We start from the raw sequence: 14,040 nt of genomic DNA on the forward strand, positions 1-14,040 counted from the left end.
CAAGAGTTATTGGCTCGCGCCTGGCGACTCCGGCCTGAAATTGGGCGTTTTATAAAGATTTACAATATTTTACGCCGGTTTACGTCTATTAACCTTTGATACGCCTATTATCAGTCCGCAACAAAGGGAAAGCGGATTTTTTAATATTAAATAATAGGATAATCAAATGGTTGGAACAAATACGACATGGGTGTTGCCGGTTGCGGCCGCGTTCTGGATTTCGGGTGCGGCGCCGGTGCAGGCCTCTGGATTCGGCGAAAATTTGGCAGCCGATTCCGGCGGAACAATAACCGTCAGCGGTAGTACTTGGGAAGCGCAAAGTTTTAGCACCGACAATCAGGCTTACTTGCTGGATTCGATAAGTTTGCTGATTTCCAGTCTCGATCAGGGAACTTCGGTTAGCCTCTATTCCGACGCCTATTCGGCGCCGTCTCAAGCGCTGGCGACCTTAACGCTGAGCGGTGCCTATTCGTCCAGTCTGGCAGCCACGACGTTTTTGGCGGGCGATTTCTCCCTTACCGCCAACACCACCTATTGGGTGGTACTAAGCAATGTCACCGGCGCTACCGACTGGTCTTTCCAGGCTACCGACGACGGCAGCGCCAATGCTTGGGCCGAGTGGGACGGCAGCTATTGGTCCTCCTCCACCAGCTATCCCTTTCAGATGAGCGTCAGCGTGACGCAGGCCGCGGTACCCGTGCCGATGTCGCTACCGTTGATGCTGACCGGTCTGGCTGGCATTGTCGGATTCGCTCGCGGCCCACGCCTCGGCGTTATTGGCGCTTGATTAAGGACATAGTTATGGAAAATTCAAAAGACTTAACAATGCCGGCTCGCCGGGATATGTTGCTGATGACCGCCAAGGGTGCCGCCGGCTTGGTCGCCGCCACCATGCTGGGTGGCGTCAGCCGTTCGGCACTGGCAGCCTACTCCTTGGCGCCCACCGTTACCGAAGGGCCGTTTTGCCTGGACAGCGTTGCCAACAACTTGCTGCGCTCCGATATTCGCACCAGCAGCGTAACCGGTAAGATTGTGGCCGGCTTCCCGCTGGTTCTGACGGTCACGGTATCCAAACTGAACGCCAACGGCACGATTTCGCCGATCAACGGCGCTTACGTCGACATTTGGCACTGCGACGCCGACGGTAACTATTCGGGCGAGACCAATATGGGCGCTGCCGACCTGACCGCCGAGGATTATTTGCGTGGCTACCAAATCACCAATGCGCGCGGAGCAGTGAAGTTCATCAGCATTTATCCCGGTTGGTACACCTCGCGCACTACACACATCCACGTCCGCATCCGTACTTTCTCGGGCAGCACTGCTGTCTACGATCAGGCGACTCAGTTTTTTTTCGACGAATCGCTAACCGAACAGATCTACACCACGATCAGCCAATACCTTTCCCACGGTTTGAAAGATACCGCCAACGCAACCGACTCGGTATTCACCGGCGGTTCCAATCAATCGGCCACCGACGGCATCACCAGCGATTCCGGCGACCATCTGATGCTGACTTTGGCCAACAACGGCAACTATGTGACTGCGTCGATCAATTTGGTCATTGCGACCAGCGAGGGTGTGGCCAGCTTGAGTTGTCCGACGGTTGCCGATACCTCCGGCAGCACGTCGGGTGGCGGCACGCCACCTACCGGTACACCTCCCACCGGCACACCGCCAACACGCCCCGGCGGTTAGTTCGGCCTTGAGCCAGCGTGACTCGCCGTGCGCCGGATGCGCGCGGCGGTTTTTTCCAGAGCGGCGCAAAGACGCGTTCGCGATATCGATTACCTATTTTAGGAGGCAGTATGGGCTTAAGCGTACCGCATTTGTTGGTGGTGCTGGCGATTGTTATGTTGGTGTTTGGCACTAAACGATTGCAAGGGGGCGGCGCTGATTTGGGCGAAGCAATCAAGGGCTTCCGCAAGGCTGTAAAAGAATCCGACAAAATAGAGGAACTAAACTAATCCTAAACGTACTAACATAACGGTATGAGCGGCTATACCCTGTCCGCGGTCAGCAAAGATATTCGACCCACGCTTTGCACCGGACACAGCCGCCATGCAGGGATGACGCGTCATCCTCCAATCCGAATGGTTGGTTCGAAAGTTATGGAATCGTCTGCCGAGCGGCGGCGAGTAGCGAACGGTTCCGGCTTCGACCAGGCTAAGGGTGCCACGAATAAGTGTTTCGGCAGGCTGTCACGTACGGAAAGCGCTTTTCCGTTCGTAACGCGCTTGGCGAATTCGGAAAGAAAACGACTTGTTCAAAGCGCCTTCACTCGCGGCACTCAAAACGCTAGTGTTCGCAGCTATGGGATTGGACTTTCGGCTGAGTTTCGCATTCGCTTTTGCTGTTTTGAGATTGCGCGACTGTCGCCGGAAGCCCCGGTTTTCTCTTTAGAGAGTAGGCCGGAATGACGTGTTCGATGGCTTGATATTCATCACACTCAACTACGCCGACAACATTTGCCATGAACAATATTCAAACCCCCAAAATGCCGGGTTATCCGGAGAGTTTAATCATGACCGTCAAGGGATCGATGGCGATCTGCGACGCCGCCACCTCCGGTAGACTTAACCGGGCGGTGTTGACCAAGCATACGCTGGCGCCGACCGTGGCGGCCTGGCCGTTTCGCCTCGATAGCGTTACACACGACCAACCTCGCGCCGATATCCGGGTCAGCAGCGCAACAGGTACGGCTGCCACTGGCTTTCCGTTAGTGCTGAAGTTGACGATTTCCGAGCTCGACGGCGATGGCAACATCGCCCCGCTACCGGGCGCCTGCGTCGATCTGTGGCATAGCGATGGCGACGGCCATTATTCCGGGATGACCAATCCGGGCGGAGCGAATCTGGCCGACGAGGACTTCTTGCGGGGTTACCAGGCAACCGATCATTGCGGCGAGGCCAAGTTTTTCAGCGTCTATCCCGGCTGGCACGACCCGGAGACCGCTCATATCCAGGTGAGGATTCGCGACTACGTGCATGGCCGGTTCAGTTTCGACCGGGCGACTCGACTGGTATTCGACGAACACTCGATCGACAAAATCCATACCGTGATTTCGCAGTTTTTTCCGGCAGGTTTGACCAAGAACGGCGAGCCGATCGAAGACATGGTCGACGACCACGCCGGCATGGCGCTTGTCGACGAAATCGCCAATCATCCGGCCGACCGCTTCATGCTGAAAATAGCCCCCGGCGCCCGCTTCGTCAGCGCATCGGTCCATCTGGTGATCGCTCGCGGCGAAACGCTGGCCGAGTTGAGCCGGACGGCTTTGGCCGAATCCTGATTCTTAGCCGTTCCAATACCGAACCGCCGGCGCATTTCGCGCCGGCAGCGCCGGTCATATCGCTACCCGACCCCATCTCGCGCTATCATGCCCCCGCCGCGAGTCGGCTCGAAATAATAATAACGATAAAGCCGCCCAACCGGAAAGACCGGGGAACGAGCGGTGCACTGGGGGAGCGCATGAATTCAAATCCCGGCCGAAACATCCCGGCCTATCGGCAGCTCAAGCGCTTGCGGACCGCGTTGGCGGTGGCGCAGGGCGTGCGCTTGCAGGCCAAATTGGCTCAGGAGCTGGAAGCCACGGTGTCGCACGATCAAACCAAGCGGGTGACCTATCTAACCAGCCTGTTCACCCGGATACACCGGGAAATGTTCAGCGACTGGAAGGAACAGGTGACGGTACACCACCGGCCGGGCACGATGCCGGAAGCCGATTGCCGCACGCGATTTCGGATCGCGATTGAAAGCCTGGTGCTCGACGGCGACGACAATCTCGAAACCGCCTTGTTCGACAACAACGGTTTCGTGGTGTGCAGCGCCGATATCGCCGACCGGCTGGCCAAGCTGTATCAAGCCTTGCGCGGCATTCGGCCCTACGGCTACGGCAACCGGATCACGCTGGATTTTTTCATCACCGCGCTCGGCAATTTACCGGCCTTCAAGGCGGTCTACGAACAGGGCATCGATTTTCGCCGCCTGAGCTGCGACGACGCTCGCGCCCTGCACGATCCTGCCGCCGATCACGCCGCGTTGCGTCGGGCTTTCGAGCACGCGCTGGACCCGGCGCGCACCCAAAGCCTGAGCAATCAGGCCAACCGCTACGGTAAGTGGCCGGAGAACAAGTATTTTCTGCAAGGCTTGCCGTTTTTGTCCTATACCACGGCGGACGGCGTCAAATGCCTGGTGACCGTGACCGGCGGTCTGGTGCCCTTGCACAGTATCCGGGCCGAGGAATTCATCACCGGTCAGCATTTCGTCGACAATCCGCTCGGCGTGTCCGAGTACATTCTCGGCTATTTGCCGGGTACCGAGGACTTGCGCCAGCCCGGCAAGACCGAGATCGATGCGATTCCAATCCGCGCCGACGGCGTGGCGCCGCTGTTTTGCCTGGACATCAACATCCTGACATCGCTAAGGCCGCCCAGCCACGCCGAGCTGTTGGACTTGTTGAAGCAATGCGCCGGCGAGCAGGCCAGTTTGTTTACGCTGGCCGGCAACCAGCCGTTGAAAAACAAGATGCTGGCCGCCAGCCACGGCGAAAACCGCTTGATGCGCACCGTGGAGATCGCCTATCAGCGGCTGACCAAAATCGACGGGATTTTATCGGCTATCCTCGAGGCGATTTTCGCCGGCAAGGCGCCGGTCGGACGGCCGACCTTGTTCATGTGCATGGGTGGTGCCGGCGCGGGCAAAACGGCGGTCGAGGAAATCGCCAAGGCCCAATGCGGCGACAATTTCGTCATCGCCTCGCTCGACGAATTTCGTAAACTCAGCGACTTGTACCGCTTGCTCACCGCCGCCGACCACCACAGCGACGACTATGTCTACGTCGAACCCTTCGCCAACCGCTTGCGCGATTTGGTGGCCGAGCAAGCTCGCTTGCGGCGCATCAACATCCTTTACGATGGCACCGCCATCCCTTATCAGCCGCGCTATTCGACAATCGTTCAGCAATACCACGCCGCCGGCTTCAACACCCAGATCGCGGCGGTCGATGCATTTTTGGTGAAGCCGGCCGGCCGCGAGCAGGAGTTGTCGCGGGCCGGGGTGATCGGCAGCGTCACGGCCCGCTTCGAGACCACCGGCCGCGCCCTGCCCTGGGTGGTGACGATAGACAAACACATCCGCTCACCTCACGCCTTTTTGCTGGCCTTGGCCGATGCCGCGCTGGACAAGTTGGCGCTGTTCGCCAACGACGGTGAGCGCGACCGCCATTATCTGGTCGCGGAAAGTTTCGTGTGCGGCGACGACGAGGTGCGGGCAATGCAGCGTCACCAGCTCAACGGCAGTCTGGCCCTGCATTGGCGGACGTTGGTCTGCCAGCGGCCCGATTCGGTGTTGAAAAATCTGGCCGCCGACAACGCCGCTTTGGACGCGTTAGTCGCCCGCAACCCGGCGCTGAACGAGGACAACGTCGGCTATCTGATCTACGCCGGCAGCGAGACCAACCGGGTGCTGGCGATTTACCACCTGCGCCGCCTGGTCGATTTCGTGCAAAAACGCCAACTCAACCCCAACGCCTCCGGCGAGGACGGCCTGCTGCACAAGCCGGCGGCGCTGGCCTTCCACGTCGATCCGGCGGCCAGGGAATCTTGGATTACCCGTTTGCAGGGCAGCGTGGAATAAGCCGGACCCGGCCGGGCGGTCGCGGGACGGGGCGCGGAGCAGAATGCCCTAAGTAAGGTCTTTTACCTGAGGCTTACTATCGCCCCCAGGTTGCCTCGCAAGGCATTTAGAGTTGCGCACAAGGCGAAAGCCTTTGCGTTTGCCGCCGCCAAACCGACCGGCCGATCAAAGGTAAGAAGCTAGAAGTGAACTGTTGGGCTTCCTTTCTGTATGTCTGGTCCGGAGCCTATAACGTTCGGTCAAATGCTAATTGCATATCAGATGTAGGGTACGCACTGCGTACCATCGGAGCCATCATGGTACCAAAAGCCAGAAGGTACGCAGTGCGTACCCTACCGGGCTTATCCCAATGGCTTTCTAGCGCCAGCTTCTGGCCGGCGGTGGCGCGACCCTGGCGACGGATGAAGCTGCGAATTTTGGAGGGGTCTATTTTTTGGGTGAGGTCATCAAATGCAGATCTTTTGAAGTGAGTGCGGTCGAAGCTATAAATCAAATTGATGATTTAACGAAGCGGTATATTTGAAAAATGAATTTTCTGACCAGCATTTTCGCAGCCAGCATCCTCAAGCAGCTTTTTAAAAGGTGAAAACTTGAATAAGGCCTTATGTGTGACAGTCTTGAAGCAATCCGACAAACTAGAATTATTCAGCCATCAACCCCGCGATTTGGGCCTTGGCATTACATTGGCTAATGGCCTCGTCCCGCTGCGACTGAATGAGTTTATGTTTAACGGCTGCCGTACCGTGCCAATCGAATGCTTGATATTCTTTTTGCGCAAATGTGGTGATCTGACATTTTTTAGCGGGCGAGTTCGCAAACGGCATTTGGCTATCGGCCGTTAACGGCGCCATGCCTTCCGAGCTAGGTGCGTAAATCAAAAAATCGCCATTGATCGCCAGGACCGCACGGTATTGCCGGGCGGTGGTGAAGTACAAATCACCGACCTCGATTTCAGCTTCTTTTAGCCACAGATTTTTATTTTTCTTGATTTTTTTCATCAGCGATTCGTTTTAAACGGTGTTGGTCCGGCGATATTCAGGGATTGGGATTCGCGCGCAATTTGGCCAGAATAAAATCGGTGTGCGAGACGCCAAGAAGGTCGGCAATCTTCCGCACCATATACTCCTCTTGCGGGTCGATATTGCCGTCGGCATAGGCGATTTGCCAGAGAGATTTAACAAACTTTGTCTTGTCCTCAGGGCTAAAACATTGGTTGATCGTCGACGTGAATTCGTAATAATCAACCGCCTGCCGACGCTTTTGTTCCGCATTGGCCATCAAGGTCTCAGCCTGTTCGGTGGAGAGCGAAAAACACTGTTTGACCAAGGACAGAATCTTGGTTCGTTCGACATCCTGACAGACATCGTCCATGGTCATCATTTCCGTCATTAAGGCCGTCAACGCCTCTTGAAGCTGCGTTTCTGTTGCAACCTCGGGTGACGGTAAGGACAGGTGTTTTTCAAAAAATAATTTAATTTGCTCAAGCATATTGGCTGTCCGGTATTCGTTGCGCCGGTTCCCAAACCGGAGTTTGGGAACCGGAAAAACCTCGGATTATCCCGCGAATACCCCTTCATAGATATCCGCTACCGCCAGTTCAAAACCTAACGATTGGAAAACCGCCTGCTCGCCTTGTTGATAAATCTGAAGATCCCAAGCATCGCCGCGCCGGTAGCATTCAACACGGGGAGTGTCTTGGGCAATTAACACGTATTCTTCCAGACTGGCCAGTTTGCGGTAATGGTGGAATTTTTCGGCTCTGTCGTAGCGTTCGGTGGCATCGGACAGCACTTCGACGATCAACTTGGGCTGGCTGTTGAACAGCTCTTCGGTATCGCTGGCCGAGCAGGTGACATGCAGGTCGGGGTAGAAAAAGCAGTCGGTGGCGGCGGTTTGCACGCGGACTTTCATTTCGCCGGAGTGGACTCGGCAGGATGTGCCACGTAAATGAGCGTGCAAAAACGCAATCAAATTGGTGGTCACGGTATCGTGAGCACGTTTTACGCCCACCATCGCATACACTTCACCATTGATATATTCGTATTTAACTTCGCTGATCAGTTCGCCTTGCAGGTAATCCGCCACGCTGAGGTTTAATTTTTCCGCCAATGCCATATCGCCGTCCTGTCCTGAGGTTAACTGTTCCGATTGTATCCCGCCCCTGATCACTTCAACAAACGGCTATTGCAAACCCGCCGCCACCCGCGCTGTTAAAATCCACCGCGATTCTTTCAAGGCCAAGAGTCGAAGATCAATCTTCCAGCAGCCGTGCCGCTAAGATTTTCGCGCAAACCGCTCGATGGCGCATGCGAATCGCCGCTTGCCTGAGTGCCTAACTTCACTTGCTTTCGCCTGGCGTCTTTGTTAGAAGTTCTAACAGCGATACGGTTTACCCAAGGCCGCATCCTTCGCAGTGTACCGCCTTCCAATTTCCCGCAGGAGCGTCGTCATGTCCGAATCTCGCTTAGCCGATGTCGATTTGAGTCAACTTACTTCCAACGTTGTTTTTAACCCTTCGCCCACCGCCTGGGAGGATAAGCTGCTGTACTTTTTGATGCTGGACCGGTTTTCCGACGGTAACGAAAGCGGCGGATTCCGAGATGCCGCCGGCAAGCCGGTCGCCGGCGGCACTACGCCGTTGGCGCAAACCGCCGACAAACGCAATGCGATCCAAACCCCGGCCGCCGCCGCGAAATGGAGCGACGCCGGCGGCAAGTACGTCGGCGGTACCCTGGCCGGCTTGAAAAGCAAGCTGGGTTATTTGAAGCGTCTGGGCGTGACCGCGATCTGGATCAGCCCGATCTTCAAGCAGGTGGCGTTTCAGGAAACTTACCACGGCTACGGCATCCAGGATTTTTTGCAGGTCAATCCGCGCTTCGGCACCAATCAGGCATTGAAGGACTTGGTGGCCGCCGCACACCAGCAGGGGATTTTGGTGATCCTGGACATCATCTTGAATCATTCCGGCAACGTGTTCAGTTACGATCCCAAACGCCAGCCCAATTACAAGGACGGCAATGGAAATTTCGACCCGCGTTGGGACGGCGGCCACTACCCGGTGACCGGCTTTAACGACGCGGCCGGCCAGGCCAATATTCCCTTCGTCACCGCCAATCCGGCGGCGCCGGCGACTTGGCCGGCCAAGGACGGGGCGATCTGGCCGGTCGAGTTTCAGAATCCGGAATACTTTACCCGCAAGGGGCGCATCTCCAGCTTCGATTACGACCCCGAGTTTCGCGAGGGCGATTTTTTCGATCTCAAGGATTTGCATCACGGCTTCGGCGGCACCGACGATTTTGCGCCGGCGCCCGGCTTGTTGGCGCTGATCGAAGTCTATAAATATTGGATTGCTTATGCCGATCTGGACGGTTTTCGGATCGATACCGTCAAACATATGCAGGACGGCGCGACCCGGATTTTCGGTTCGGCGATCCACGAATTTGCGCAAAGCATCGGCAAGGATAATTTTTTGTTGGTCGGCGAAATCACCGGCGGCCGTTACCGGGCTTTCGATACCCTGGAAGCGACCGGCTTGGACGCGGCATTGGGCATCGACGATATTCCCAGCAAACTTGAAGCCATGGTCAAGGGGAGCGGGAATCCCAACGACTACTTTAGTTTGTTCCGCAATTCGCTGTTGCTCGGCAAGGATAGTCACACTTGGTTTCGCAACAAGGTGGTGACGATGTTCAACGACCACGATCAAGTCGGCCGCGCCAAGGCGCGGTTTTGCGCCGACGCCGATAAAGCCGAATTGGTGCTGAACGCGCTGGCCGTCAACGCGCTGACCTTGGGGATCCCTTGCGTGTATTACGGTACCGAGCAGGGTTTCGACGGCCACGGCGGCGATTCGGACCGCTACATTCGCGAAGCGATGTTCGGCGGTGAATTCGGCGCATTCGAGTCCAGAGGCGTGCATTATTTCGACGAGAACCATCCGGTGTACAGCGAATTCGCCAAATTGATGGCGATCCGCGCGGCTCAACCGGCCTTGCGGCGGGGGCGGCAGTATTTACGGCCAATTTCCGGCGATGGCCAAAATTTCGGTTTGCCGACGATGTTGGGCGGCAAATTGCTGTCGCTGGTGCCGTGGTCGCGGATTCTGGCCGATCATGAAGTCGTCGTGGCGATCAATACCGACCCCAATGCCGCCAAAACGGTCTGGGTGACGATAGATGCGGCGTTGCATAGGCCGGGTGAAAAACTGACCTGTTTGTACTCCACCGATTCGGCCCAGATCGGCACGACCGCCGACATACAACCGAAAAACGGTTTGGCGGTGCGGCTAACGGCGCCGGCGGCCGGCTTGGTAATTTACCGGTGAAGCGACGATGCGGGCGGGTTTGCGAGAATCCGGCAAGCTTGTTAGGCTGACGGTCTGTGTTCAATCAGGGTTGGGAGTATGCGATGCGCGCGTTTTCGAAGAGATCGGCTTGGCTGTTTTGCGGTTTGGGCTTGTTGGCCGGCGCGGTCCGCGCCGAGGAAGTTGGCTGCGTGACCACGGCGTGGAAACTGATCGGCGCCAATCATAAGGTCTGCGTCGATGCCTTCGAGGATCCGAAGATTCCCAACGTGATCTGTCACATCAGTCAGGCCCGGACCGGCGGCATCGCCGGCGGGTTGGGTTTGGCGGAAGATCCGTCGCAGTTTTCGCTGGCTTGTCGGCAGATCGGCCCGATCAATTTGCCGGCCAAATTGCCGGAAGAGGAACTGGTGTTCAGCGAAGGCACGTCGTTGTTGTTCAAATCCACCAATATCACCCGGCTATGGGATGCCAAGCACAATACACTGGTGTATGTGGCGATCAGCCGGAAAGTCATCGAAGGCGCGCCGGCCAACAGCGTCTCGACCGTGCCGGTGATGCCCTGGGGCAAATGATCCGGGCTTAGACGCCCAGTTGCGTGCGGTTTTCCAGAGTCTGTCCGGCGTTGATCCATTTCAACAACACCTCATAAAGCTTGGCGGGCAGGATGGGTTTGCCGATAAAGTCGTTCATGCCGGCGTCCAGGCATAGCTGGTGGTCGGCGCTCATTACATTGGCGGTCATCGCAATCACCGGTAATGCTTGACAGGCGGGCAGCTTGCGCAGTTCGCGGGTGGCTTGATAACCGTCCATGACCGGCATTTGCACGTCCATCAGCACGCATTGGTATCGATTTTCCCGCAATTTGCTCAGCGCGATTTCGCCGTTCTCGGCGACATCGACCCGGATGCGGGCTTGTTCCAGTAATTCGATCGCCACCATCCGATTAATCTCGTTATCCTCGACCAGCAGGACCCGGCTGTCGTGCAAGGGCTCCAAGCGCAACGAATCCATGCTGGCACGGTGTCGGCGGAGTTGGAAGTGGCGTATCGTCGCCAAGTCGCTCAAACCCAGCGCGACACTGAAGGTAAAGGTCGAGCCGATATTGGCTTGGCTGGTCACGCCGATGCTGCCGCCCATTTGCTCGACCAATTGCTTGGAGATAATCAAACCCAGGCCGGTGCCGCCGTAATTGCGGGTCACGCTACTGTCTCCCTGACTAAAGGCTTGAAACAACTTGGGTTGCTGTTCGGGTTTGATACCGATGCCGGTGTCTTGAATCGAAAATTGCAACACGATGCGGTTATCGTCGCGGCTGAGTTCGTTGAAAGCGATGGCGACATGGCCGCGCTCAGTAAATTTGATCGCGTTTCCGATCAGATTGATCAGCACTTGCCGCAAACGCTGCGGGTCGCCGACCACCGCGTGATATTGCGGGCCGCAGTCGGGGAGAATCAGGCGGATGCCTTTGTCGGCGCTGAGTTGCGACATCGTCGAAAACACGTGCTCCAACATTTCCTCGAGCAGGAAGGGAATGGTCTCGATCTGCATCTTGCCGGCTTCCATTTTGGAAAAGTCCAGAATGTCGTCGATCAGGGTCATCAACGAGTGGGCCGAGGATTCCACGCGTTGCAGATATTCGCGTTGTTTGTAGGTCAACTGGGTATTCAGACTCAGTTCCACCAGACCGACGATGGCGTTCATCGGCGTGCGGATTTCGTGGCTCATGTTGGCCAGGAACTGACTTTTGGCGCGATTGGCGGATTCCGCGTCGCGGGTGGCGATTTCCAGCTCGCGGGTGCGGGTTTGCACCTGGGTTTCCAGATCCGCTTCGTTGGCCTCGATCTGTGCCAGCATGTTGTTGAAGGCTTCGGCCAAATCGCTGATTTCGTCGTTGCCGTCGTAGCGCGAACGCCGGCTGTAGTCGTGATCTTTTTCAATTTGATGGGCGGTGTCGGCCAAATTCAGCAGCGGCCGCAGGAAAATGCGTTGCAAGCGGCGCACATACAAGGCGGCCAGACTCAATGCAATCATCACGATGCCGGCGTTGATCGACGCATTCCAAAGCATCGTCCGATACGGTTGGACCATGCTGGCGATCAGCGAAATATGACCGACGATGCGTTGGTTTTTGTGCAAGATCGGTTGCGTGTATTGTTGGGTTTTCGGTAACCAGTCCGGCCACCACGCCGGCCAGCGCGGCGCTTCCTTTTGGTGGCTGACCAGAGCCTGGCCGGTCGGTAGCCGGATTGAGCCGGCGATGATGTCCGGATCGTAGACCAGAGCGTCCAGAATTTCCTGGGCGGTTTGGGTGTCGTCGAATACCAGGGCCACGCTGCTGTTTTGGCCGATCAGGTTGGCGGTCAGCTTCAACTTGTTGTCGATGGCGTCTTGCAACGCGGAATATTCGCGGATCGACAGTGAGAAGGTCGCGACGGCCAGACTCAATACCACCATCAGCCGCAGATTGTTGCCCAACTTGCGGCTGATCGAAATACGTGGGGGGTGACGATGTCATTCGATAATCTCCGCCATCCGCAGCAATTTGGAGCTCAATTTTAAATCCGCCGATTTTACCGAACCTAAATTTACCACTAGTTTCAACTTGTTGTCGCGCAATGTGAATTGCACCATGCCGCCTTGGGCGGCGAAACCGTCCACGTCGCCGACCAACAGGATGTGAGCGGCGCGGGCTTGTTCGAACAGGCGGGGCTTCAGTTCGTCGATATCGCCGACAAACAGGATGTTGCAAGCCTCCAGCGTGGCCGGCGGCTCCAGCAAAACATGGACTATATTGCCTTCGATTTTTTGACCTTCCAGCGCCGGTAGAAAATGCCGTATCGGACTGTCGCCCCTCAGACAAATCGTGATCGGGCCCATGGCCGGCCATTGCGTTAATTCGGCGAAATGAAACAGATAGGCGGATTTCAGTTGGAATTCCCGGCTGGGGTTATCCAGGGCAAAAGCCGGCTCGCTCAGCCAAACGCTGGCGCTGAGCAGCGCGGATTTAAGCAGGCGGGTAAGCACGAATAGTCGGGATACGATTAAACCCGCCAGGCTTGCGCCGGGCGGTTCCGGAATAAAAGGCCGAAACGGTGGAGAATTCGGCGGTTCGAATACGTGGTGGCCGGATTAACAACAAACCAATGAACTATTGTAGCTTAGCCGGCGCGGGACGGCGGCGGTTGGCGCTAGTCCAATAGTGCCGCCAACTCGGCGCATTCGGCTTCGCTGAGTTCGAAATCGAAAATCGCCAAATCCTCGCGCATGTGATCGGCCGAGGTGGTGCCGGTCAACGGTACGATGCCGATTTGGGTCAAAAATCGGAAAAACACTTGCGCCGGGCGGCGGTCCAAGCGCTCGGCCAGATTGGCGACGACGCTGCCGGTCAATATTTTGGGGTTGGCCGTCAAGGTCCAGAAACTTTGGTAAATCACGCGGTTAGTCCGGCAGAACGCCCGTAGCGCCTTGTCGTAACCGGTGTCGGCGTAAAACCGGTTTTGCAGCACGGCGGGTTTGACCTCGGCTTGTTGGTACAGGAATTCGAAGAGCGCCGGATCGTAGCAATTGCTGATGCCCAGTTGCCGGGTGCCGCCGTTGCGCTGAATGGTCTGCATGGCTTGCCACACGGTTAACAGCTGCTGGCGGTCGGCCAGTGGCGAGTGCAATACTAAGCAGTCCAAATAGTCTGTGCGCAGATTTTGTAGCGACACCGCGAACGACTGGGCGACCTGCAGCTCCAGGCTGGCGTTCGGGTCGTAGGGTATGCGTAGCGGATCATGGCCGTTGAGCGGCGTGAACTTGGTTTGCAGATAAATCGCGGCGCGATCCAGGTTCAAGCGAGGTAGCGCGGCCGCCAGACCGGCCCCAACGCCGGCTTCATGGTAATGTTTGGGTTGACAGGCGGTATCTATACCGCGAAATCCTTGGGTGAGAGCGAGTTCGACCCACTCGGCGGTGCGTTCCTGTTTCCAGGCGGTGCCGTAAATGAGTGGCGGCATGCGCACGCCGGACGCGGATTCCAAATAGGCGTTTTCAATCATCGGTGGTTCCTGCGCTAAAGAGGCGGCGTTATCCTCGCATAGTTGAGCCGCCACGGC

General features: G+C 56.9%; 13 protein-coding genes. 7 read left to right on the forward strand and 6 right to left on the reverse strand.

The window, feature by feature from the left end; genetic code table 11:
• Positions 1–166 precede the first annotated feature (166 nt).
• From ACP4CD_RS17255 to ACP4CD_RS17275, 5 genes are all read left to right on the forward strand, one after another.
• Positions 167–787, forward strand: a complete 621-nt coding sequence (locus tag ACP4CD_RS17255) for a choice-of-anchor R domain-containing protein (protein ID WP_064027701.1) — start codon at positions 167–169, stop codon at positions 785–787.
• A gap of 14 nt (positions 788–801) precedes the next feature.
• On the forward strand, positions 802–1,698 hold the full coding sequence (locus ACP4CD_RS17260) for a hypothetical protein (RefSeq protein ID WP_426991812.1): 897 nt from the start codon (positions 802–804) through the stop codon (positions 1,696–1,698).
• 110 nt (positions 1,699–1,808) lie between these two features.
• A complete protein-coding gene (tatA, locus tag ACP4CD_RS17265) occupies positions 1,809–1,967 on the forward strand; it encodes a twin-arginine translocase TatA/TatE family subunit (RefSeq protein ID WP_082885660.1) in 159 nt (52 codons plus the stop codon).
• A 506-nt stretch (positions 1,968–2,473) separates the two neighbouring features.
• Positions 2,474–3,292, forward strand: a complete 819-nt coding sequence (locus tag ACP4CD_RS17270) for a hypothetical protein (protein WP_426991813.1) — start codon at positions 2,474–2,476, stop codon at positions 3,290–3,292.
• A gap of 179 nt (positions 3,293–3,471) precedes the next feature.
• Positions 3,472–5,637, forward strand: coding sequence for a zeta toxin family protein (locus ACP4CD_RS17275; RefSeq protein ID WP_426991815.1), 2,166 nt, complete (start codon positions 3,472–3,474; stop codon positions 5,635–5,637).
• Between the two features lie 641 nt (positions 5,638–6,278).
• Here the strand turns inward: ACP4CD_RS17275 and ACP4CD_RS17280 are convergent.
• The 3 genes from ACP4CD_RS17280 to ACP4CD_RS17290 all read right to left on the reverse strand — a co-directional run bounded on the left by ACP4CD_RS17280 (position 6,279) and on the right by ACP4CD_RS17290 (position 7,752).
• Positions 6,279–6,635, reverse strand: a complete 357-nt coding sequence (locus ACP4CD_RS17280) for a hypothetical protein (protein WP_426991817.1) — start codon at positions 6,633–6,635, stop codon at positions 6,279–6,281.
• Between the two features lie 37 nt (positions 6,636–6,672).
• The gene (locus ACP4CD_RS17285; RefSeq protein ID WP_168028576.1) at positions 6,673–7,125 is read right to left on the reverse strand and encodes a TerB family tellurite resistance protein; all 453 of its coding nucleotides are present in this window, start codon (positions 7,123–7,125) and stop codon (positions 6,673–6,675) included.
• 66 nt (positions 7,126–7,191) lie between these two features.
• Positions 7,192–7,752, reverse strand: coding sequence for a Uma2 family endonuclease (locus ACP4CD_RS17290; protein ID WP_313730975.1), 561 nt, complete (start codon positions 7,750–7,752; stop codon positions 7,192–7,194).
• Positions 7,753–8,086: 334 nt separating this feature from the next.
• Here ACP4CD_RS17290 and ACP4CD_RS17295 point away from each other — a divergent pair, with 334 nt between their 5' ends.
• A complete protein-coding gene (locus tag ACP4CD_RS17295) occupies positions 8,087–9,961 on the forward strand; it encodes an alpha-amylase family glycosyl hydrolase (protein ID WP_426991818.1) in 1,875 nt (624 codons plus the stop codon).
• Positions 9,962–10,044: 83 nt separating this feature from the next.
• Complete coding sequence (locus ACP4CD_RS17300; RefSeq protein ID WP_426991819.1) at positions 10,045–10,515, forward strand: CreA family protein; 471 nt, start codon at positions 10,045–10,047, stop codon at positions 10,513–10,515.
• 7 nt (positions 10,516–10,522) lie between these two features.
• Here ACP4CD_RS17300 and ACP4CD_RS17305 read toward each other — a convergent pair whose 3' ends face one another.
• The 3 genes from ACP4CD_RS17305 to ACP4CD_RS17315 form a co-directional block, all read right to left on the reverse strand.
• Positions 10,523–12,418, reverse strand: coding sequence for an ATP-binding protein (locus ACP4CD_RS17305; RefSeq protein ID WP_426991821.1), 1,896 nt, complete (start codon positions 12,416–12,418; stop codon positions 10,523–10,525).
• Between the two features lie 36 nt (positions 12,419–12,454).
• Positions 12,455–12,967, reverse strand: a complete 513-nt coding sequence (locus tag ACP4CD_RS17310; RefSeq protein WP_082885511.1) for a YfiR family protein — start codon at positions 12,965–12,967, stop codon at positions 12,455–12,457.
• 164 nt (positions 12,968–13,131) lie between these two features.
• Positions 13,132–13,983 carry an aldo/keto reductase family protein gene (locus ACP4CD_RS17315; protein ID WP_426991823.1) on the reverse strand — a complete coding sequence of 284 codons (852 nt, stop codon included), beginning with the start codon at positions 13,981–13,983 and terminating at the stop codon, positions 13,132–13,134.
• Positions 13,984–14,040: the final 57 nt, after the last annotated feature.

The sequence above is a fragment of the Methylomonas stagni genome, from assembly GCF_050154735.1.
Lineage (GTDB): Bacteria > Pseudomonadota > Gammaproteobacteria > Methylococcales > Methylomonadaceae > Methylomonas > Methylomonas koyamae_A.

What these genes read in the sequence shown, in the direction of transcription:
- ACP4CD_RS17285 (WP_168028576.1), bottom strand. Translation starts at nt 7,125, where the DNA reads ATGCTTGAGCAAATTAAATTATTTTTTGAAAAACACCTGTCCTTACCG.
- ACP4CD_RS17300 (WP_426991819.1), top strand. Translation starts at nt 10,045, where the DNA reads ATGCGCGCGTTTTCGAAGAGATCGGCTTGGCTGTTTTGCGGTTTGGGC.
- ACP4CD_RS17295 (WP_426991818.1), top strand. Translation starts at nt 8,087, where the DNA reads ATGTCCGAATCTCGCTTAGCCGATGTCGATTTGAGTCAACTTACTTCC.
- ACP4CD_RS17290 (WP_313730975.1), bottom strand. Translation starts at nt 7,752, where the DNA reads ATGGCATTGGCGGAAAAATTAAACCTCAGCGTGGCGGATTACCTGCAA.
- ACP4CD_RS17260 (WP_426991812.1), top strand. Translation starts at nt 802, where the DNA reads ATGGAAAATTCAAAAGACTTAACAATGCCGGCTCGCCGGGATATGTTG.
- ACP4CD_RS17270 (WP_426991813.1), top strand. Translation starts at nt 2,474, where the DNA reads ATGAACAATATTCAAACCCCCAAAATGCCGGGTTATCCGGAGAGTTTA.
- ACP4CD_RS17280 (WP_426991817.1), bottom strand. Translation starts at nt 6,635, where the DNA reads ATGAAAAAAATCAAGAAAAATAAAAATCTGTGGCTAAAAGAAGCTGAA.
- ACP4CD_RS17275 (WP_426991815.1), top strand. Translation starts at nt 3,472, where the DNA reads ATGAATTCAAATCCCGGCCGAAACATCCCGGCCTATCGGCAGCTCAAG.
- tatA (WP_082885660.1), top strand. Translation starts at nt 1,809, where the DNA reads ATGGGCTTAAGCGTACCGCATTTGTTGGTGGTGCTGGCGATTGTTATG.
- ACP4CD_RS17315 (WP_426991823.1), bottom strand. Translation starts at nt 13,983, where the DNA reads ATGATTGAAAACGCCTATTTGGAATCCGCGTCCGGCGTGCGCATGCCG.
- ACP4CD_RS17255 (WP_064027701.1), top strand. Translation starts at nt 167, where the DNA reads ATGGTTGGAACAAATACGACATGGGTGTTGCCGGTTGCGGCCGCGTTC.